Here is a 15,678-nt window from a genome sequence, read left to right on the forward strand (position 1 = left end):
CCTTTCATCCCGATATTCTGCGACTGGCACCCGCCCGCTCAGCAGCGCCTTGAACATCAACCAATCGGCAGCGCCCTGCTCATGTAGTGGGCAATCCGCTCGCGCAACCAGCGCTCGGCCGGGTCGTTGTCATGGACGCCGCTCCAGACCATCGACAACTCGGCCGGATCGATCGGGAATGGCGGGTCTTCAGCCCGCAGGGCAGTGCCTTCGACCAATGGGCAAGCGGCGTAGTCAGGCACCGTGGCAATCATCTCGGTGCCGGCCAGCAATGCGCGCAAGCCATGAAACTGCGGCACTGCCAGCACCACCTTGCGGGTCCGGCCGACCCGCGCCAGATCCATATCGATATTGCCGCACAGGTCCCCGGAGAACGACACCATGGCATGCGGCCGTCGGCAGTAGTCGTCGAGAGTCAGCGGCTCAGGCCGCGCATCGCCGCGAATCACCTTGCACGGGATGTCACGCAGTTTCTTGCGCTTGGCGTTGGCCGGCAGGTCCACGGTCCAGCTCACCCCCACCGAGATTTCTCCCGAGGCCAGCAGCGCGGGCAACAGCAGGTAATTGGCGCGGCGGATCACCACGACGATACCTGGCGCCTCCTCGCGCAACTGCGCCATCAGCGGCGGCAACAGACCGAACTCGGCATCGTCCGACAGGCCGATGCGAAACACCTCGGTGCTGCTGGCCGGGTTGAAATCCTTGGCGCGGCTCACGGCGCCGGAAATGGTGTCCAGCGCCGGCCGAATCTCCTGAAGGATATCCAGTGCCCGCGCCGTCGGCTCCATGACCCGGCCATTGCGCAGCAGCAACGGATCATCGAACAGATCGCGCAGACGTCCCAGCGCCGCACTGACCGCCGGCTGGCCAATGAACAGCTTCTCCGCCACCCGGGTCAGGTTGCGCTCGAACATCAGCGCTTCAAAAATCACCAGCAGGTTGAGGTCGACACGGCGCAGGTCGTTACGGTTCATGAGTTCGGGCTCTGAGGGGCAAGGCAAGACTTTGCATCAGTAGGCATGAAACCAGCAGTCAGCGCTTGTACGGATGTGCGCAGGCCGCGCTTGGGCTTTGAACATCAGGCGGGTGTTCATTGCAAAAAGGCATTGATGTCAGCCAGATCACGTTCTACCAGCGCACCAATCGCGGCCTTGAGTTGCAACTGGGCCAGCAAAGCATCGTAACGGGCCTTCGCCAACTGACGCACGATCTCGCTGAGCTGGCTCTGCACCTCCAGCACATCGGCACCAACGCGCACCCCGACGCGATAACCCAAACGATTGGAGTCTACCGCAGACTGGGCCGAAACCCGCGCCACCTCCAGAGCCTTGATTTGCGCCATGCCATCGGTCACCCCCGCCCAGGCCTCACGGGTGGCCAGCGCAGCGGCGCGCCGGGTATCGAGCAATTGGTATTGAGCCTGCTGGTGCAGCGCCACGGCCTCGCGTGCCGAGGACGTCAGTCGCCCACCGCTGTAAAGCGGCAAGCTCAGCCGCAAGCCAATAGCCGCCGACTCACTGCGCTGGGTGTTGGCATTGGGGTTCTGCTGCATGTTCTGGCTAAGCACCATGTCGATGCTGGGCAGATGCTCTGCCTTGCGACTGCGCACTTCATTTTCAGCCACTTCGGTGGTCAGTTCCTGAATCTGCACCTCAAGGCTGCTGTGCTCGGCCGCCCGAACCCAGGCTTCGACATCGCCCGGTTCGGGCGACACCAGGTTGATCTGTTCGCCCAGCGCACTGAGTCCCTGCGCCGGTCGGCCCGTGAGCCGCGCCAACGCATGACGCGCCACGCCCAGATCGCTGCGGGCCTTGATCAACTGTGCGCGAGTGCTGTCGTAGCTCATCTGCGCCTCATGCACATCGACGATATTGGCGTTGCCCAGCTCGAAATTCTTGCGCGCACTGGCCAGTTGTTCCAGATCAGCGGCCTGCAACTGCAGCATGGCGGCAATCACGTCCTGAGTATGCAAGACCTCGAAGTAGGCTTGCGCCACCCGCAGGATCAACGCCTGTTCGGCACTGCGCGCGCGTAGCTCGGCCAGCGCCTTGTGCAGCCCGCCCTGGCGGTACTCGATCCAGTTCTGCCAGCGAAACAGCGGCTGCACCAGTTGAATGCCGTAGCTGCGGTTCTGGCGGCGCTGCTCCAGACGGCCATTGACCACTTCATACTCGGTCTCGCTCCAACTGGTCTGGGCATCGAAGGATATCTGCGGCAGCAAGCCGGCCCGGCCCTGTAACTCACGCTCCTGCCCGGCCCGCCGCTGCGCCTGGGCCGCAGCGTACTGCGCATCGTTGTCCAGCGCCTGGCGGTAGACGCCCAGCAGATCGCTGGTCTGGGCCATCAGCGGCAAGCTCAGCATCATCAGGCTTACGGTCAGGCACCGCGCGACTAGCCCGGCCATCAGCTGATTGCCTGCTGCTGATCGAGACGCACGTCCTCAACCACGTTGCCGTTTTCCAGGCAGACCAGCCGCCTGGCAAAAGCGATCGTCTCGCGGCGGTGGGCAATGGTGATTCGGGTTACCGGCATCTGGTGCAAGGCCTGCACGACATGCTGCTCACTGTGCAGATCAAGGTGGCTGGTCGCCTCGTCCAAGGCCAGAATACGTGGCTGCTTGTAGAGCGCACGGGCCAGCAGCAAGCGTTGCTTCTGGCCACCGGAAAGACCGCTACCCATTTCCGCGACCAGCGTCTGGTAGCCCATTGGCATGTTGATGATCGCTTGGTGAATATGCGCATGGCGAGCCGCCTCCTCGACCCGCTGCTGATCGGCGTCCGGATCGAACGCGGCAATGTTTTGCGCCAGGGAACCGGCCAGCAGCTGGTCTTCCTGCATGACCGCCCCCACCAGGTTTCGCAACGCTTGCGGTCCCAGCTGACGCACGGGAATACCGCCAACCAGAATATCGCCCTCGGTAGGCACCAACAGCCCCAGCAGCAACTTGAATAACGTACTTTTGCCACACCCGGAGCGGCCGACGATCGCCACGCTGTCGCCAGCGTCGATGCTCAACGACAGGTTACGCAGCACCCAAGGCTCACCCTCGGCATAACGAAATGACACATCCCGCAGCTCAAGGCGCGGCTCGATGCGCATCAGGTCGGTTTCCAGGGTGCTGTCCGGCTCGGCGGGTTCCAGCGCGATGTCCGCCAGCCGTTCGGCATGCAACGACAACATGCGGATCTCCACGCCCAGATCGATCAGTTGGCTGGCCCGGCTGGTGAACTGGCTCTTGTAGGCAATAAAGGCCAGCAGCATGCCCAGCGACAGCTCACGCTCCAGTACCGCGATCCCGCCCACATAGAGCAACAGCATGCCTTCCAGCCCAAAGATCAGGGTATTGAGGCTGGCGAACACCAGCAGCAGCCTCTGCGTGGCGACGTCCCGGTTCTGCACATCGGCCAGCAGGTTTTGCCAGGTGGCCAGGCGCAGTGAGGCGATATTGAACAGTTTGAGCGGCTGCGCCGCGCGGATCGTTTCAAGAAAATAGGAGTTCTCGCGGGCGGCCAGCACGATGCGCTCTTCCGAGGCTGTCCGCAGCGGCTGGTAGAACACTGCTCGCAAGATCGCGTACAACAGCAATGCCACCAGTACAACGGCGCTGAGCGTGGTGCTGTAGAGCAGCATCATGCCCAGGGTAATGAGTGTCACCAGACCATCGAGGACCACCATGATCGCGCCGTTGGTCAGCACCCCGCGAATGGCCGCCAGCGACTGGAAGCGCGCGGTGATGTCGCCCAGTTGGCGCTTCTCGAAAAATGGCCAGGGCAACCGCAGCAAATGACTGAACAGGTTGCCCGACCACTGCAAGGTCAGTTGCTGGTTGAGCCGCAAGCCCATCCAGCCGCGCGCCATGCGCAGGACAAAATCGATCAACATCAGCAGGCAGCCACCCAGCACGGCGATCAGCAACAGATCGCGATCTGCCGAGACCAGCGCACCGTCGACCACCCACTGGGTCACCTGCGGGGCCAGCAAAGCCACCACCTCCAGCGCCAGCGCCAATACGAAGATGTTGCCCAGCGCACGCTTGAGTCCGGTTGCCCGCCCGGTGAGATCACGCAGACGAATCCGCGGTTTTCGCTCGGCAGGCTGGAAGGTGGCATTCGGGCTCAGTTCCAGGGCCACGCCAGTGAAGTGCCGCGAGGCTTCGGCCAGCGTCAGCACCCGCCTGCCGCCAGCCGGATCGACAACATGCAAACGGTTGCGCTGAACCTTTTCCAGCACCACAAAGTGGTTCATGTTCCAGTGCAGGATACAAGGCAGCCTCAGCTTGCCCATCTCCTCAAGCTCCAGCCGCAAGGGCCGGCAATTGAAGTCCAGATTCTGCGCATACCGCACCAGCTGCGCCAGGTTGGTGCCCTTGAGCGAAATCGAAAAGCGTCGGCGCAAGTCCTGCAAATCAAGGTACAGCCCGTGGTAACTGGCAATCATTGCCAGACAGGCCAGCCCACACTCCTGGCTTTCTGCTTGCAATACAGCCTTCATGAGATCGCCCGGTCAGTCACGTACACGCTCCAGCACATCCTGCTGGCAAAGATCGGCAACCAGCCTGTGCAACCGTGCGGCATCGGTGCCGGGATGGGCGGCGCGCAGTTGCGCCAGGCTGATACCGGGATGCTCGATGATCGAGCGAATCAGCTGCACCCCCTGCTCGTCCAGCACCAGCCGGGCACCGTTGGCAATCACATAACCCTCACCCAGCCCCTGAACCCGCTGGGCACTCAGACGCAGGCGCGCCTGGTCATCGAGCTGAAGGTTGGCCGGATCGCCAAACACCTCGATGGCCAATGGCGACTCAACCCGCAGCGCCCCGGTGAACTCGTCCATGAAGCGCTGATAGTTGTGGGGATCGTTGATAAACCCGTCGATGAGCCGACCCACATCGGCCAGTGCAGACTGATCGTTCGACCAATCGCTTAATGACTGCCTGGCCTGCACGAACTGCGGCAGTTGCTGCATGACCCAGCCAAGGTAATCCATGGTGTAGGCCGGGAAGGTTCCCAGCGCCAGATGAAACGTCGGCTCGCCCAGCGGCAGCGGGTTATGCCACCAGCCACGCGGCAGATAAAACACATCACCGGCCTCCATCACAAAATCCATGTACGGTGTTTCCGGACACGGATAAAGATGCTCGTAGTCTTTGCTCTGCTGAGTGAACAGCGGCGCTGCAAATGTCGGCTCGTAAACAATCCAGCGCTTGCGGCCAATCAGTTGAATGGCAAATACGTCGCGGGTATCCCAGTGCGCCCGAAACGAATCGCGGGTGCCAAACGCGGCATAGGCACTATTGACCACTTGCCTGCCGGTAAACTGGGCAACCTGCCGGGAAAAATGATTGATGCGCGGCTCATTGGCAATCTTGTTGGCAATCAGGGTTGCGCCCTGGCGTAAGTAATCATAGACCACCGGCTTGATCAGACGCTGACGCAGCGTCCCGATATCCCAGTAACTTTCGACGTACTCATGTTTGGGCCGGATACCGTCACAGGACAACTTGAAGTCATGGGACGCGACATCACTACGCTCGAAAATCTGATTGACCTCATCCCAGTCAAACAGGCCAGGTTCAACGGCACCCTTTATCAGCAGCGGCTTCTTTTCCTGATACTGCGCGGCAAACTCGGCAGCGGACAAACCAAAATTCATATTCATTGATGGCGTTGACAGGCCGTGGCCGGTTAACAAACCGGCCACCGCCCTACTCTCACGGTCGAATTAAACTCACATTAACCATCGCTGGGCGATGGATTAACAAGCGCACGTGTCAGGCGTCATGAATAGCAACGCTCATCCACTGAGGGTCGCTACTTTCAGACGCGAACAATTGACAACGCTGTTACTGATAACCTGTACCGGCATAGTCGGTGCCCGCCGAGTTGATCGCGCTGTCCACCATTCCCCCCGCCATACCACCGTAGAATCCTGTCTGAGTCCCTATGATCGTGGCAGCCCCGCCCTGCATGATGCCGGTCACGGCAGGCCCGGTGAAAAAGCCAGTGAAACCGCCCAAAACGACAGCGCCTGCGAGCCCGCCCAAATTTCCCGACCCCGAAGTACTGGCGTATCCATAGTAGGCCGCCGCCCCACTGACAGCGCCAATGGCCGCGCCCACCGGACCGACTGCACCGGCCACCATCTGCATATCCTTCATGGACAATTCACGCATTATTACATTCCCTTTTCTGGTTTAAATCAGCCTTTAACGGCCAGCGAAATAATCATATTGCCGATCACAACCGCCAACACGATCAAAACAATAGCTTCAATATTCCCCAACTTCTTGTCTTGACGGCGCCCGGTCACAACCTTCAACGCCCGGCAACCACCGTACAGCACGCCATAGGTCAAACCCATCACTAACAAGGTCAACAGCAGCTCACTAAAAAAACCCATTTACGCTCGTGCCTCCGCTACGAAACAACGTCCTGATACTTAACCCCACAGGGTCCATTGCACACTTTTTACCGCTGAAGTCATTGAAACAGGCAACAGGCTCATCTGACATTGAAAACCGGCGCCGCTGCAAAACCCGAAGATGATCTGCTTGTTTCACCCGCCAAGAAACACACTGACCCAGGTATAGGCGAACAGCCATGCCAGCATCATCTGCGCCATCAGCACCAGCGGGTCTGTTTTACGCCTGTTATAAGGGCGTTTGTTCAGGTGTAAAAACAGCCGATAAGCCAATTGCAACAACGTGGCGAATAGCAGAAAAAGACCAACTGTCATCAAACCCTTATAAAAGGGATACATTCAATCGCCTCTTCAATGGCTTGAGGTGCTTTCAGGCTTGGCGTCAGCCATGATTTCAGTCATCCGGGGCACTTCAAGATAACGACGGGCAAGCGTGTTGACCTGCTCCAGAGTCACCGCTGCAAACGCCTCGTTGCGTGTCACCCAGGCCGCCAGCGTCACGTTTTCGCTCATCTGGCCGACCAGCAGGTTGTGAATGCTCTGGTCGTCGGCCATCACGCGTTGGCGCTCGCCGAGAATGGTCTGTTTGGCCAGGCTCAGCTCGGCCTGGGAAATGCCGCTGGTCGCCAGCAGCCGTACTTCCTCGGCAACAATATCGGCCAGCCGGGCACCCTGGCCGGCCGGGTAGTCACCCTGGATGCTGAGCCAGGCGGCGTCACCGGCGGCCGGAATACGGATTGAAGAACGCAGGTCGTAGCTCAGTTGCTCCCGCTCGCGCAGGCGCTTGCCCAGCCGCGAGGCCAGTGGATGACGGCCCAGAATATGCTCGATGACGAACAGCGCGGCGGCGTCTTCGTCGCTGCCATTGGCGGCAAAATGCAGCCGGCCAATAAAATGCCCGCTCGGTGCCGGATCGGACTTCACGTGCTGACGCAGCGCCGCGACCGGTTCATGACGCGGGACGATGCGCTGGTAGGGAGCCTGGCTGAGCCAGTCACCAAACAGGGTGTTCAGTTGCGCCTGCACCTGCTCGGCATCGAAGTCGCCGCTGAGCGCCAGTTCACCGTGCTGGGTGCCGTAGAATTTCTGGTAGAAGGCCAGTACCTGATCGCGGCTGACGGCCTCGACCGCCTGATACATCTGGTCAGGCGCAGGATGGTGGCGAATATCCCCGGGGGCGTAACGCTCAGTGTGCTCGCGCAATGCCCGACTTGCGGCAGCCGCAGGTGGCTCGGCGGGCGAGCGCAAGGCTTGCAGGCGCTGGCGTTTGATCTGGTCGAAACCTTCGGCAGGAAAAGACGGCTGGCGCAGCACTTCGGCCAGCAGGGCCAGAAGCTCGGGCAGGTTCTGTTTCGGACTCTGGAAACGCACCGTCAGTACCCCGCCATGCGGCACCACAGACAAGCCCGCGCCCAGCTGGTTAACCCGATCGACGATCTGCTGATAGCTGGAATGCTGACTGCCACGTATCAGCAAGGTGCCAGCCAGTTCGGCCACCGCACGCTGGCCCTGCAGGCTTTCAAGATCGCCAAAGCGCAGGTTCAGGGTGCCCTGCACCGGTCGCGCAGAACCCGGCAACGGTCGCAGTGCCACCTTCATGCCGTTGTTCAGGCTGCCACGCGCGATACCGTTTTCAATCGCCATGATGCGTTGATTGAACGCTGGCACATCCACGCCCGCCAGCGGCTGCGCCAGGTCAGTTGCGGCCGCGGGGCTGGCGGCCGGTGCGACCGGGCGCGGCGCCGGCTCACTTACAGCCACAGCCGCGCCGCTGCCGGCAGCCAGGTGCCCGATCATCGGCACGGCCTCGGCCAGCAATGCCCGGCTTTGCACGCTCACCGTCTGCACATCCAGTTGTGCCAGGCGCTCCAGGCGCTGGAACGGCAGAGACCAGCCGCCCGCCACCGCCGACTCTGCCAGTACGCTGGACAACAGCGCCGGATTACTCAGCCACTGTGCCTTGCTGTGTGCCGCCACGGTTTTCGAACGCTGCAGTTCGGCGCCAGACAGCGGCTGGGTCGCCAGCAACTTGACCTGCTCAAGCAAGATGCGCTGCACCGTCTCACGGGACGCTTCATGCTCCAGCAACGCGCCGAACAGGTAGTGCCCACCCCGGCCAAAGACCTGTTGTACGGCATACACAGCACTCGCGTGCCCCGGCACCACCAGTGCCTGATAAAGGCGGCCATGCGGCTCGCCCGCCAGCGCATCGGCCAGCACCGAAACAGCCAGGTTACGCTCGTCGGCAGCGGCCGGCAGTGGGTAGCTCAAGGCAACAACCCACTGCTTGCCCTGTTTGAGCTCGACTGTGACCGGGGCTGTCGCTGCCGCAGGTTCGGCAAGCACCGGCGCGGGGGCCTCGGCTGTTGAGCGCAGCGGCGCAAAATGCCGGTCGATGGTCGCCAGTGCAACCGCCTTGTCGAACTTGCCGGTCAGCACCAGAACGGCATTGGCGGGGTGGTAATGAAGCGCGTGAAAACGGCGTAACTCATCCAGGCTGATGCGCCGCAGTTCATCACGGTACCCCAGCACTGGACGGCCATAGCCCTGGTCCTGCCAACTGGCGGCCAGCAACTGTTGAGTCAAGGCCGGTAACGCCTGGCCCTGCGCACGCTCCATTTCACGCAGAACAACCTCGGTTTCCGCCTGCAAGGCCGCAGGCTCGAAGCGCAGCGCCGTCATGCGCTCGGCCTCCAGCGCCAGCAGGTAATCCAGTGCTTGTGGGTCGTCACTCAGCACCGCCGAGTAGCGCGTGCGATCGTAGCTGGTGGTGGCATTGAACTGGATGCCACGCTGGCGCAAACCATCGGTCAGTTGTTCGCCGCTGCGCTGGGGTGTGCCTTTGAACATCAGGTGTTCAAGCAGGTGTGCAGTACCGCTGCGGCCTTGCGGGTCGGCCAGCGAGCCGCTGCGGTAGACCAGATCGACGTTAAGCGTACCGACCGAGCTATCGGGGGCGAGGATGACGGTCAGCCCGTTGGCCAGCCGGTACTCGGCAATATGCTCGACGGCCATCACCGGTTGCCGGGTATCGGCCTGCACCAGGCCCGGCATGGCCAGCAGTACCAGCCACGCCAAAACGATAATACGCACCATGACAATCCTTGTTTATTGAGTGGACCACTTTCCAGTCACTGAGTAGATAGGCTCCAGAGCCCACTCATAGATCCGGCGCTTGTCCTGAATGATGTCTGCTTCGAGCAACATGCCCACCTGCAACGGCTGGCGCTGGCCGTAGACCAACAGGTCCTGCGCCTCGATAGCCAGGCTCACGCGGTAGAACAATTGCGTGGCCCCCTCTGCGCTTTGCAGCACGCTGGCGATGTGCGCGGGCAATTCCTGCAAGGCGTAGGGGCTGCGGACAATGTCCTGCACCGTGGCACGGGCCGAACCGAATTTCTGGTACGGATAGGCCGCATAACGCATCAGCGCCGTTTGCCCCGGCTCGACAAACCCTGCCTGACGCGCCGCGACATAGACATGGGCAGCCAGTTTGACCTGGCGAGGGATGACACTGGCCAGCAACGCGCCGGCCGCCACCTGCTGGCCGGGCTGAACACTCAAGCCGGTCACCACGCCACTGAACGGCGCAGCGATGATCTGTTCGCCACGCACCTCGTTTTCGGCCTGTTCCTGGCGGATCACGGCTACGCTGCTGTCAATGTCGGAGATTTCGCCCTGATGACGATGCTCGGTGTCCTGCCGCTGCGCCAGCAGGTCTGTGCGTTCACGGCGCAGATTGGCCTGGGTACGTCTCAGGCTCTGCTGCTGCCCCTGCAGCGCGAGCAGGTCCGCCTCGCTCTGCTGAAGTTGGGCAAGTGAAATAAAATTGGCCGCCACCAGTTCCTGTTGGCGTTTCAAGTGGGCGTGAGAGAGTTCGACACGCCGCCCCAGCAACTGCACTTCTTCATTCAACCGAGCCTGCTCTTCATCAACAGAACGCAGCCGCGCGTCCAGCATGCGCAACTGGCCATTAGTTCGTTCATCAGCCAGCGTTCTGTTGCGCTGTAGCAATAACTGGCGCTGGTCCAGTTGTTCAGAGATTAGTTGCTGAGTCGCGCCGGCCGCGCTCAATCGTTCGCCGGAGACGACAAAAAGAACGTCACCTGGCTCAACGGCCTGACCTTCTTTTACCTTGACTTGGGCGATGTAACCCGCCCCGCTTGAAGCCAGGCGAAAGATGCCCTGCTCCGGCATCAGCAGACCGGTCACTGTCGCTTTTCGAGTGTAGGTGCCGAAGTAGGCGAACGCGGCGATCAGCGCAATCAACGCCACCGCCAGCAGCGCCGAAACCGTATAACCCAAGGGTTGCTGAATGAGTACGCGACCGAACCGGTTGACCTGCGTCGAGGCCATGGCCTCGGGGCGAAACAACGGGACCTCGGCAGTAGGTCCTTTAACTGCATCCTGCAAAAGCTTACTTCCATGTTGAGCGATTCTGATTTGCGGGTGGCTTTTTAAGCGATCCAACGGATCCGGCTCAATGAAAAACCTGTTACCAGACTTTTCACACTCTTGTTCAGCGCTCTAATCCCTCTTTAACGGCATCGACTCAATGCCCAACCCAAAACTAGACAGGCCGGGGCCTGCGCACGATTAGTTGGCGCTGGATGCCGAGTGAATCTGATCCTTATCAGCGTCGGCCACACCGCTGAAATTCAAGATATTCTGTAACCGCCTCCCTGCGGTTACAGCCCACTAGTTAGCAGTTAGCCAGTATTATTTAAGCGCATCCTCCAGCCTTATCTGGAGTGTTAGTCGCCCGCTATTAGCCGTAAAACCTGGCAACTCGCAGCTAACGCAAGTTGGTTTTCGCCAGCTCCAGCACCTCACTGCCCCGCCCGCTTAGTACCGCCTTGAGCATGTACAGGCTAAAGCCCTTGGCCTGAGCCAGCTTGATCTTCGGCGGGATCGCCAGTTCCTGTTTGGCCACCACCACGTCGAGCAGCACCGGCCCGGGGTGATCGAAGGCCCGGCGCAAGGCGGCCGGCAGCTCGCTGGCGTTTTCTACCCGAATGCCGAGAATGCCCGCGCCCAGCGCAATGCCGGCGTAATGCATGTCGCTGAAGTCGGTGCCAAACGGCACATACCCGCCGGCCTTCATCTCCATGTCAACGAAGCCCAGCGAACTGTTGTTGAACACGATCATCTTGATCGGCAGGTTCAACTGGCGCACGGTCAACAGGTCGCCGAGCAGCATCGATAGCCCGCCATCGCCACACAGCGCCACCACCTGCCGCTCAGGAAACTCGACCTGGGCGCCCAGCGCCTGGGGCATGGCGTTGGCCATCGAGCCGTGACTGAACGAGCCGAGCAAACCGCGCTGGCCATTCATGTGCAGGTAACGCGCGGCCCACAGGGTCGGGGTGCCGACATCCACGGTGAACAAAGCGTCGGTGTCGGCCAGCTGATCGACCATCCGGGTCAGGTACTGCGGATGGATCGGCTCGCCCGCCGGGCTTGGGGTCGCCAGTTCATCCAGTTCGGCGCGGGATTTGGCGTAGTGTTTGAGTGCCTTGTCGAGAAAGCGCCGGTCACTGTGCGGCTTGAGACGCGGCAACAGCGCATCGAGGGTCTCGCGGACGCCGCCCACCAGGCCGAGGTCCACCGGCACCCGGCGGCCGATCTGGGTCGGGTCCAGGTCGATCTGCACCACCTTGGCCTTTGGCGGATAAAAGTTGCGATAGGGAAAGCTGCTGCCGAGGATCACCAGCGTGTCGCAGCCCAGCATGGCGTGGTAACCGGAGCTGAAGCCGATCAGCCCGGTCATGCCCACGTCATAGGGGTTGTCGTATTCGATATGCTGCTTGCCGCGCAGCGCGTGAACGATCGGCGCATTGAGCCGCTCGGCCAGCGCCAGCACCTGTTGATGGGCACCGGCACAACCGGCGCCGCACAGCAGGGTGACCGCCTTGCTGGCATCGAGACGATCAGCCAGGGCTTGCAGGCCGGCTTCGCCCGGCACGACGTTGGTCTCGATGGGTTCGACCTTGCTTAATGGCGCTTCGGGGGCGTCCTGCAAGGCAATATCACCGGGCACCACGATCACCGCCACGCCCTTCTGGCTGACTGCCGCGCGCATGGCGCGCTCCAGCACCCGGGGGAACTGCTCGGCGCTGCTGACCAGTTCGACGAAGTGGCTGCACTCGCGAAACAGTTCCTGCGGGTGGGTTTCCTGGAAGTAGTCCAGGCCGATTTCCGAGGACGGGATATGCGCAGCTATCGCCAGCACCGGCACCCGGCTGCGATGGCAATCGTACAGGCCGTTGATCAGGTGCAGATTGCCCGGCCCGCAACTACCGGCGCACACCGCCAAGCGGCCACTGGCCGCAGCCTGGGCACCGGCAGCAAACGCTGCGGCTTCTTCATGACGGGTGTGGCGCCAGTGGATTTTGCCCAACCGCCGCAGGCTGTCGGACAGGCCGTTGAGGCTGTCGCCGGAAACGCCCCAGATATCGGTGACACCGGAAGCGGCGAGACTGAGCGCAAGATGGTCGGCAATGGTCTTGGACATGCAGGGTTCCTTATCGAAACTGAAAGCTCGAAGCTGAAGGTCTGCTGTGGTCGACCGCTGCCCTGCACTGGCAGTTCAGAAAAACTGCCACGCTCATTTCAGACTGCCGCAGGCTCGCTGCACGCTTCTCGCGCTTCAAGGATGCGCGGCAGGTTGAGCTCGATCCAGCTGGCCAGGCCATCGACCTGCGCGGCGACCTCCTCGCCCATCGGCGTCAAACGGTACTCGACATGGGGCGGCACCACCGGCAGCGAGCGGCGCTCGACGAAGCCGTCGTGCTCCAGATTCTGCAGGGTCTGCGACAGCATTTTTTCACTGACCCCGCCGATCTTGCGGCGCAATTCGCTGAAGCGGTGCATGCCGCCACGCAACACCACCAGCACCAGCACGCCCCAGCGGCTGCAGACATGGGTCAGCACCGAGCGTGACGGGCACTCGCTGGCCATCAATTCACCAGGGCGGGTAAAAACGGACTGGCTGAAGACCGAGGGAACAGCCGGAATATCTGACATGACACTAACCTTTTAGTACGTACTTACTAAAAGTTAGCACAAGGTTTAGGCTCGGTTCATCTTCAATCAGACGCAAGGAAATCATCATGATCGTCGTCACCGGTGCTACTGGCCAACTTGGCCGCCTGGTTATCGAACAACTGCTGGAAAAAATCCCGGCGGCGCAGATTGTCGCTGCCGTACGCAGCCCGGAAAAAGCCAGCGACCTGAAGGCGCTGGGCGTGCAGGTGCGGCAGGCCGACTACAACCAGCCGGCTACCCTGGACAGCGCCCTGGCCGGGGCCGAAAAGGTACTGCTGGTGTCGTCCAGCGAAGTGGGGCAGCGTACCGCTCAGCATCGTGCCGTTATCGACGCCGCCCAGCGTGCCGGGGTCAAATTGCTTGCCTACACCAGCCTGTTGCGTGCCGACAGCACACCGCTGGCGCTGGGCACCGAGCATCACCAAACTGAAGCCTATCTGCGCAGCAGCGGCGTGCCGTTCGTGGTGCTGCGCAATGGCTGGTACACCGAGAACTACGTCTCCGCCATCGACAGTGCACTGCAGTTGGGCACCCTGTATGGCGCCGCCGGCGAAGGCCGGATCAGCTCGGCCAGCCGCGCCGACTATGCCGCTGCGGCGGTGGCGGTGTTGCTGGCCGCCAATGACCAGGCCGGCAAGGTCTATGAGCTGGCGGGCGACAGTAGCTACACGCTGGCCGAGTTTGCTGCCAAGGCCGCTGAGCTGGCCGGCCAGCCACTGCCCTACGTCAACCTGTCGCAAGCCGACTATCAGGCCGCGCTGCTCAAGGCCGGTCTGCCGCTGATCTATGCCGATCTGCTGTCTGACTCCGACAACGGTGCCGCGCAAGGCGGACTGTTCGAAGAGGGCAAGCAGTTGAGCCAGTTGATCGGGCGGCCGACCACTGCGTGGCAGCAAACCCTAGCGGATGGGCTCCTCTAAAAACTACCTGCGTTGTCATCGCTGCGTTGAAAACAGGCTCAGAATGCTCATTTACAACCCGTAAACTCCGCTTCTTCGCCTGTTTTCGCCTTGCGCTGACTGCCTCGCCTACGTTTTTAGAGGTACCCATATGCCTTGAAATAAGGCACGGGAAAATTCGCTGAATGATTTGCTCGCCGCTCTGTCCCATTAATCAGGCATGGCATACAGCCGCCACTTTGCTGATTGAATAGGGAGAGACGCATGAAAAGCACCTCATTGATCGCGGCCCTGGCCCTGGCCGGTGCCCTGTGCGGCACCAGCCTGGCGGTCAACGCACAACAACCCCAGCCACAAACCGAAGCCAAGGGCGGTGTCCTGCATCCGTCACCGATCAAGGTGGGCGAAAAAGCGCCCGGTGATTCGGACCGCCCTGCTGCCGCCATCGACTGGAAGGCCAAAAGCCTGCCGGAGCCGGACAAGGAAAGCCAGTGGGTTCAGGTAGAAGACAAGTACCTGCGAGTGCAGATCACTAACAACCGGATCATGGAAATCGTCGACGTCAAAAAACGCTGAAGTCATGCAGGGGCGTGGTAGCCACGCCCCCGCATCCGGCTCAGGCCAGTTGCTTGAGCAATACCTTGGCGACCTCTTCGGAACTGGCCGGGTTCTGCCCGGTAATCAGCTTGCCATCCTCGACCACATAAGGTGCCCAGTTCGGGCCTTTCTGGTACACGCCACCCAGGCGGATGAATTCATCCTCGATCAAAAACGGCACCACGTCGGTGAGCTGTACGTCAGCCTCTTCGCCGTTGGTGAAGCCGGTCACCCGACGGCCCTTGATCAATGGCTGGCCATCGGCAGCCTTGACGTGACGCAGTACACCCGGCGCATGGCAAACAAAGCCGACGGGCTTGCCGGCGCGCTCGAATGCTTCGATCAGGGCAATCGAGTCTTTTGATTCGGCCAGGTCCCACAGCGGACCATGACCGCCTGGGTAGAACACCGTATCGAAGTCGTCAGCCTTGACGCTATCAAGGCGCACGGTGCTGGCCAGCGCCTGTTGCGCGGCCGGGTCAGCATTGAACCGGTGGGTCAGCTCAGTCTGAAAATCAGCCTCTGCGCTTTTCGGGTCCAGCGGCGGCTGGCCGCCGGCCGGCGATGCCAGCACCACTTCGGCACCTGCGTCCTTGAAGGTGTAGTAAGGCGCGGCAAACTCCTCCAGCCAGAAGCCAGTTTTTTTGCCCGTGCTGCCCAGTTGATCGTGAGAGGTCAGAACCATCAGGATTTTCATAGCATTCTCCATGTGAAT

The 15,678-nt window shown here is 61.3% G+C and carries 14 protein-coding genes; 2 read left to right on the top strand and 12 right to left on the bottom strand.

Going from position 1 to position 15,678, the window contains the following annotated elements; genetic code table 11:
- Positions 1-56 precede the first annotated feature (56 nt).
- From NJC38_RS07650 to NJC38_RS07700, 11 genes are all read right to left on the bottom strand, one after another.
- Positions 57-974 (bottom strand): LysR substrate-binding domain-containing protein, encoded by a 918-nt coding sequence (locus NJC38_RS07650; protein ID WP_253112880.1) that lies wholly within the window; start codon positions 972-974, stop codon positions 57-59.
- Between the two features lie 116 nt (positions 975-1,090).
- Positions 1,091-2,404: a TolC family outer membrane protein gene (locus tag NJC38_RS07655; protein WP_253112884.1), complete on the bottom strand. Its 1,314-nt coding sequence runs from the start codon at positions 2,402-2,404 to the stop codon at positions 1,091-1,093.
- Positions 2,404-4,491 (bottom strand): peptidase domain-containing ABC transporter, encoded by a 2,088-nt coding sequence (locus tag NJC38_RS07660; protein ID WP_253112887.1) that lies wholly within the window; start codon positions 4,489-4,491, stop codon positions 2,404-2,406. Before NJC38_RS07660 ends, NJC38_RS07655 begins: the two co-directional genes overlap by 1 nt.
- 12 nt (positions 4,492-4,503) lie before the next feature.
- A complete protein-coding gene (locus tag NJC38_RS07665) occupies positions 4,504-5,658 on the bottom strand; it encodes a cupin domain-containing protein (protein WP_253112890.1) in 1,155 nt (384 codons plus the stop codon).
- 184 nt (positions 5,659-5,842) lie between these two features.
- The gene (locus NJC38_RS07670; protein ID WP_253112893.1) at positions 5,843-6,172 is read right to left on the bottom strand and encodes a hypothetical protein; all 330 of its coding nucleotides are present in this window, start codon (positions 6,170-6,172) and stop codon (positions 5,843-5,845) included.
- 26 nt (positions 6,173-6,198) lie between these two features.
- Positions 6,199-6,399: a hypothetical protein gene (locus tag NJC38_RS07675; RefSeq protein ID WP_253112896.1), complete on the bottom strand. Its 201-nt coding sequence runs from the start codon at positions 6,397-6,399 to the stop codon at positions 6,199-6,201.
- 156 nt (positions 6,400-6,555) lie between these two features.
- Entirely contained in the window at positions 6,556-6,735 is a 180-nt protein-coding gene (locus NJC38_RS07680; RefSeq protein WP_253112898.1) for a hypothetical protein, read from the bottom strand.
- A gap of 36 nt (positions 6,736-6,771) precedes the next feature.
- On the bottom strand, positions 6,772-9,513 hold the full coding sequence (locus NJC38_RS07685) for a M16 family metallopeptidase (RefSeq protein ID WP_253112900.1): 2,742 nt from the start codon (positions 9,511-9,513) through the stop codon (positions 6,772-6,774).
- A gap of 15 nt (positions 9,514-9,528) precedes the next feature.
- Complete coding sequence (locus NJC38_RS07690) at positions 9,529-10,833, bottom strand: HlyD family efflux transporter periplasmic adaptor subunit (protein ID WP_253112902.1); 1,305 nt, start codon at positions 10,831-10,833, stop codon at positions 9,529-9,531.
- A 382-nt stretch (positions 10,834-11,215) separates the two neighbouring features.
- Positions 11,216-12,934, bottom strand: a complete 1,719-nt coding sequence (gene poxB, locus NJC38_RS07695) for a ubiquinone-dependent pyruvate dehydrogenase (protein ID WP_253112904.1) — start codon at positions 12,932-12,934, stop codon at positions 11,216-11,218.
- A 98-nt stretch (positions 12,935-13,032) separates the two neighbouring features.
- Positions 13,033-13,446 (bottom strand): helix-turn-helix domain-containing protein, encoded by a 414-nt coding sequence (locus NJC38_RS07700; RefSeq protein ID WP_253112906.1) that lies wholly within the window; start codon positions 13,444-13,446, stop codon positions 13,033-13,035.
- 86 nt (positions 13,447-13,532) lie between these two features.
- Between NJC38_RS07700 and NJC38_RS07705 the strand changes: the two genes are divergently transcribed.
- Positions 13,533-14,387 carry an SDR family oxidoreductase gene (locus NJC38_RS07705; RefSeq protein WP_253112914.1) on the top strand — a complete coding sequence of 285 codons (855 nt, stop codon included), beginning with the start codon at positions 13,533-13,535 and terminating at the stop codon, positions 14,385-14,387.
- A gap of 243 nt (positions 14,388-14,630) precedes the next feature.
- Positions 14,631-14,942, top strand: a complete 312-nt coding sequence (locus NJC38_RS07710; protein ID WP_253112916.1) for an RcnB family protein — start codon at positions 14,631-14,633, stop codon at positions 14,940-14,942.
- A 40-nt stretch (positions 14,943-14,982) separates the two neighbouring features.
- Here the strand turns inward: NJC38_RS07710 and NJC38_RS07715 are convergent, their stop codons facing one another.
- Positions 14,983-15,660: a type 1 glutamine amidotransferase domain-containing protein gene (locus NJC38_RS07715; protein ID WP_253112919.1), complete on the bottom strand. Its 678-nt coding sequence runs from the start codon at positions 15,658-15,660 to the stop codon at positions 14,983-14,985.
- Positions 15,661-15,678 lie beyond the last annotated feature (18 nt).

The sequence above is a fragment of the Pseudomonas sp. 21LCFQ010 genome (genome assembly GCF_024129905.1).
GTDB lineage: Bacteria > Pseudomonadota > Gammaproteobacteria > Pseudomonadales > Pseudomonadaceae > Aquipseudomonas.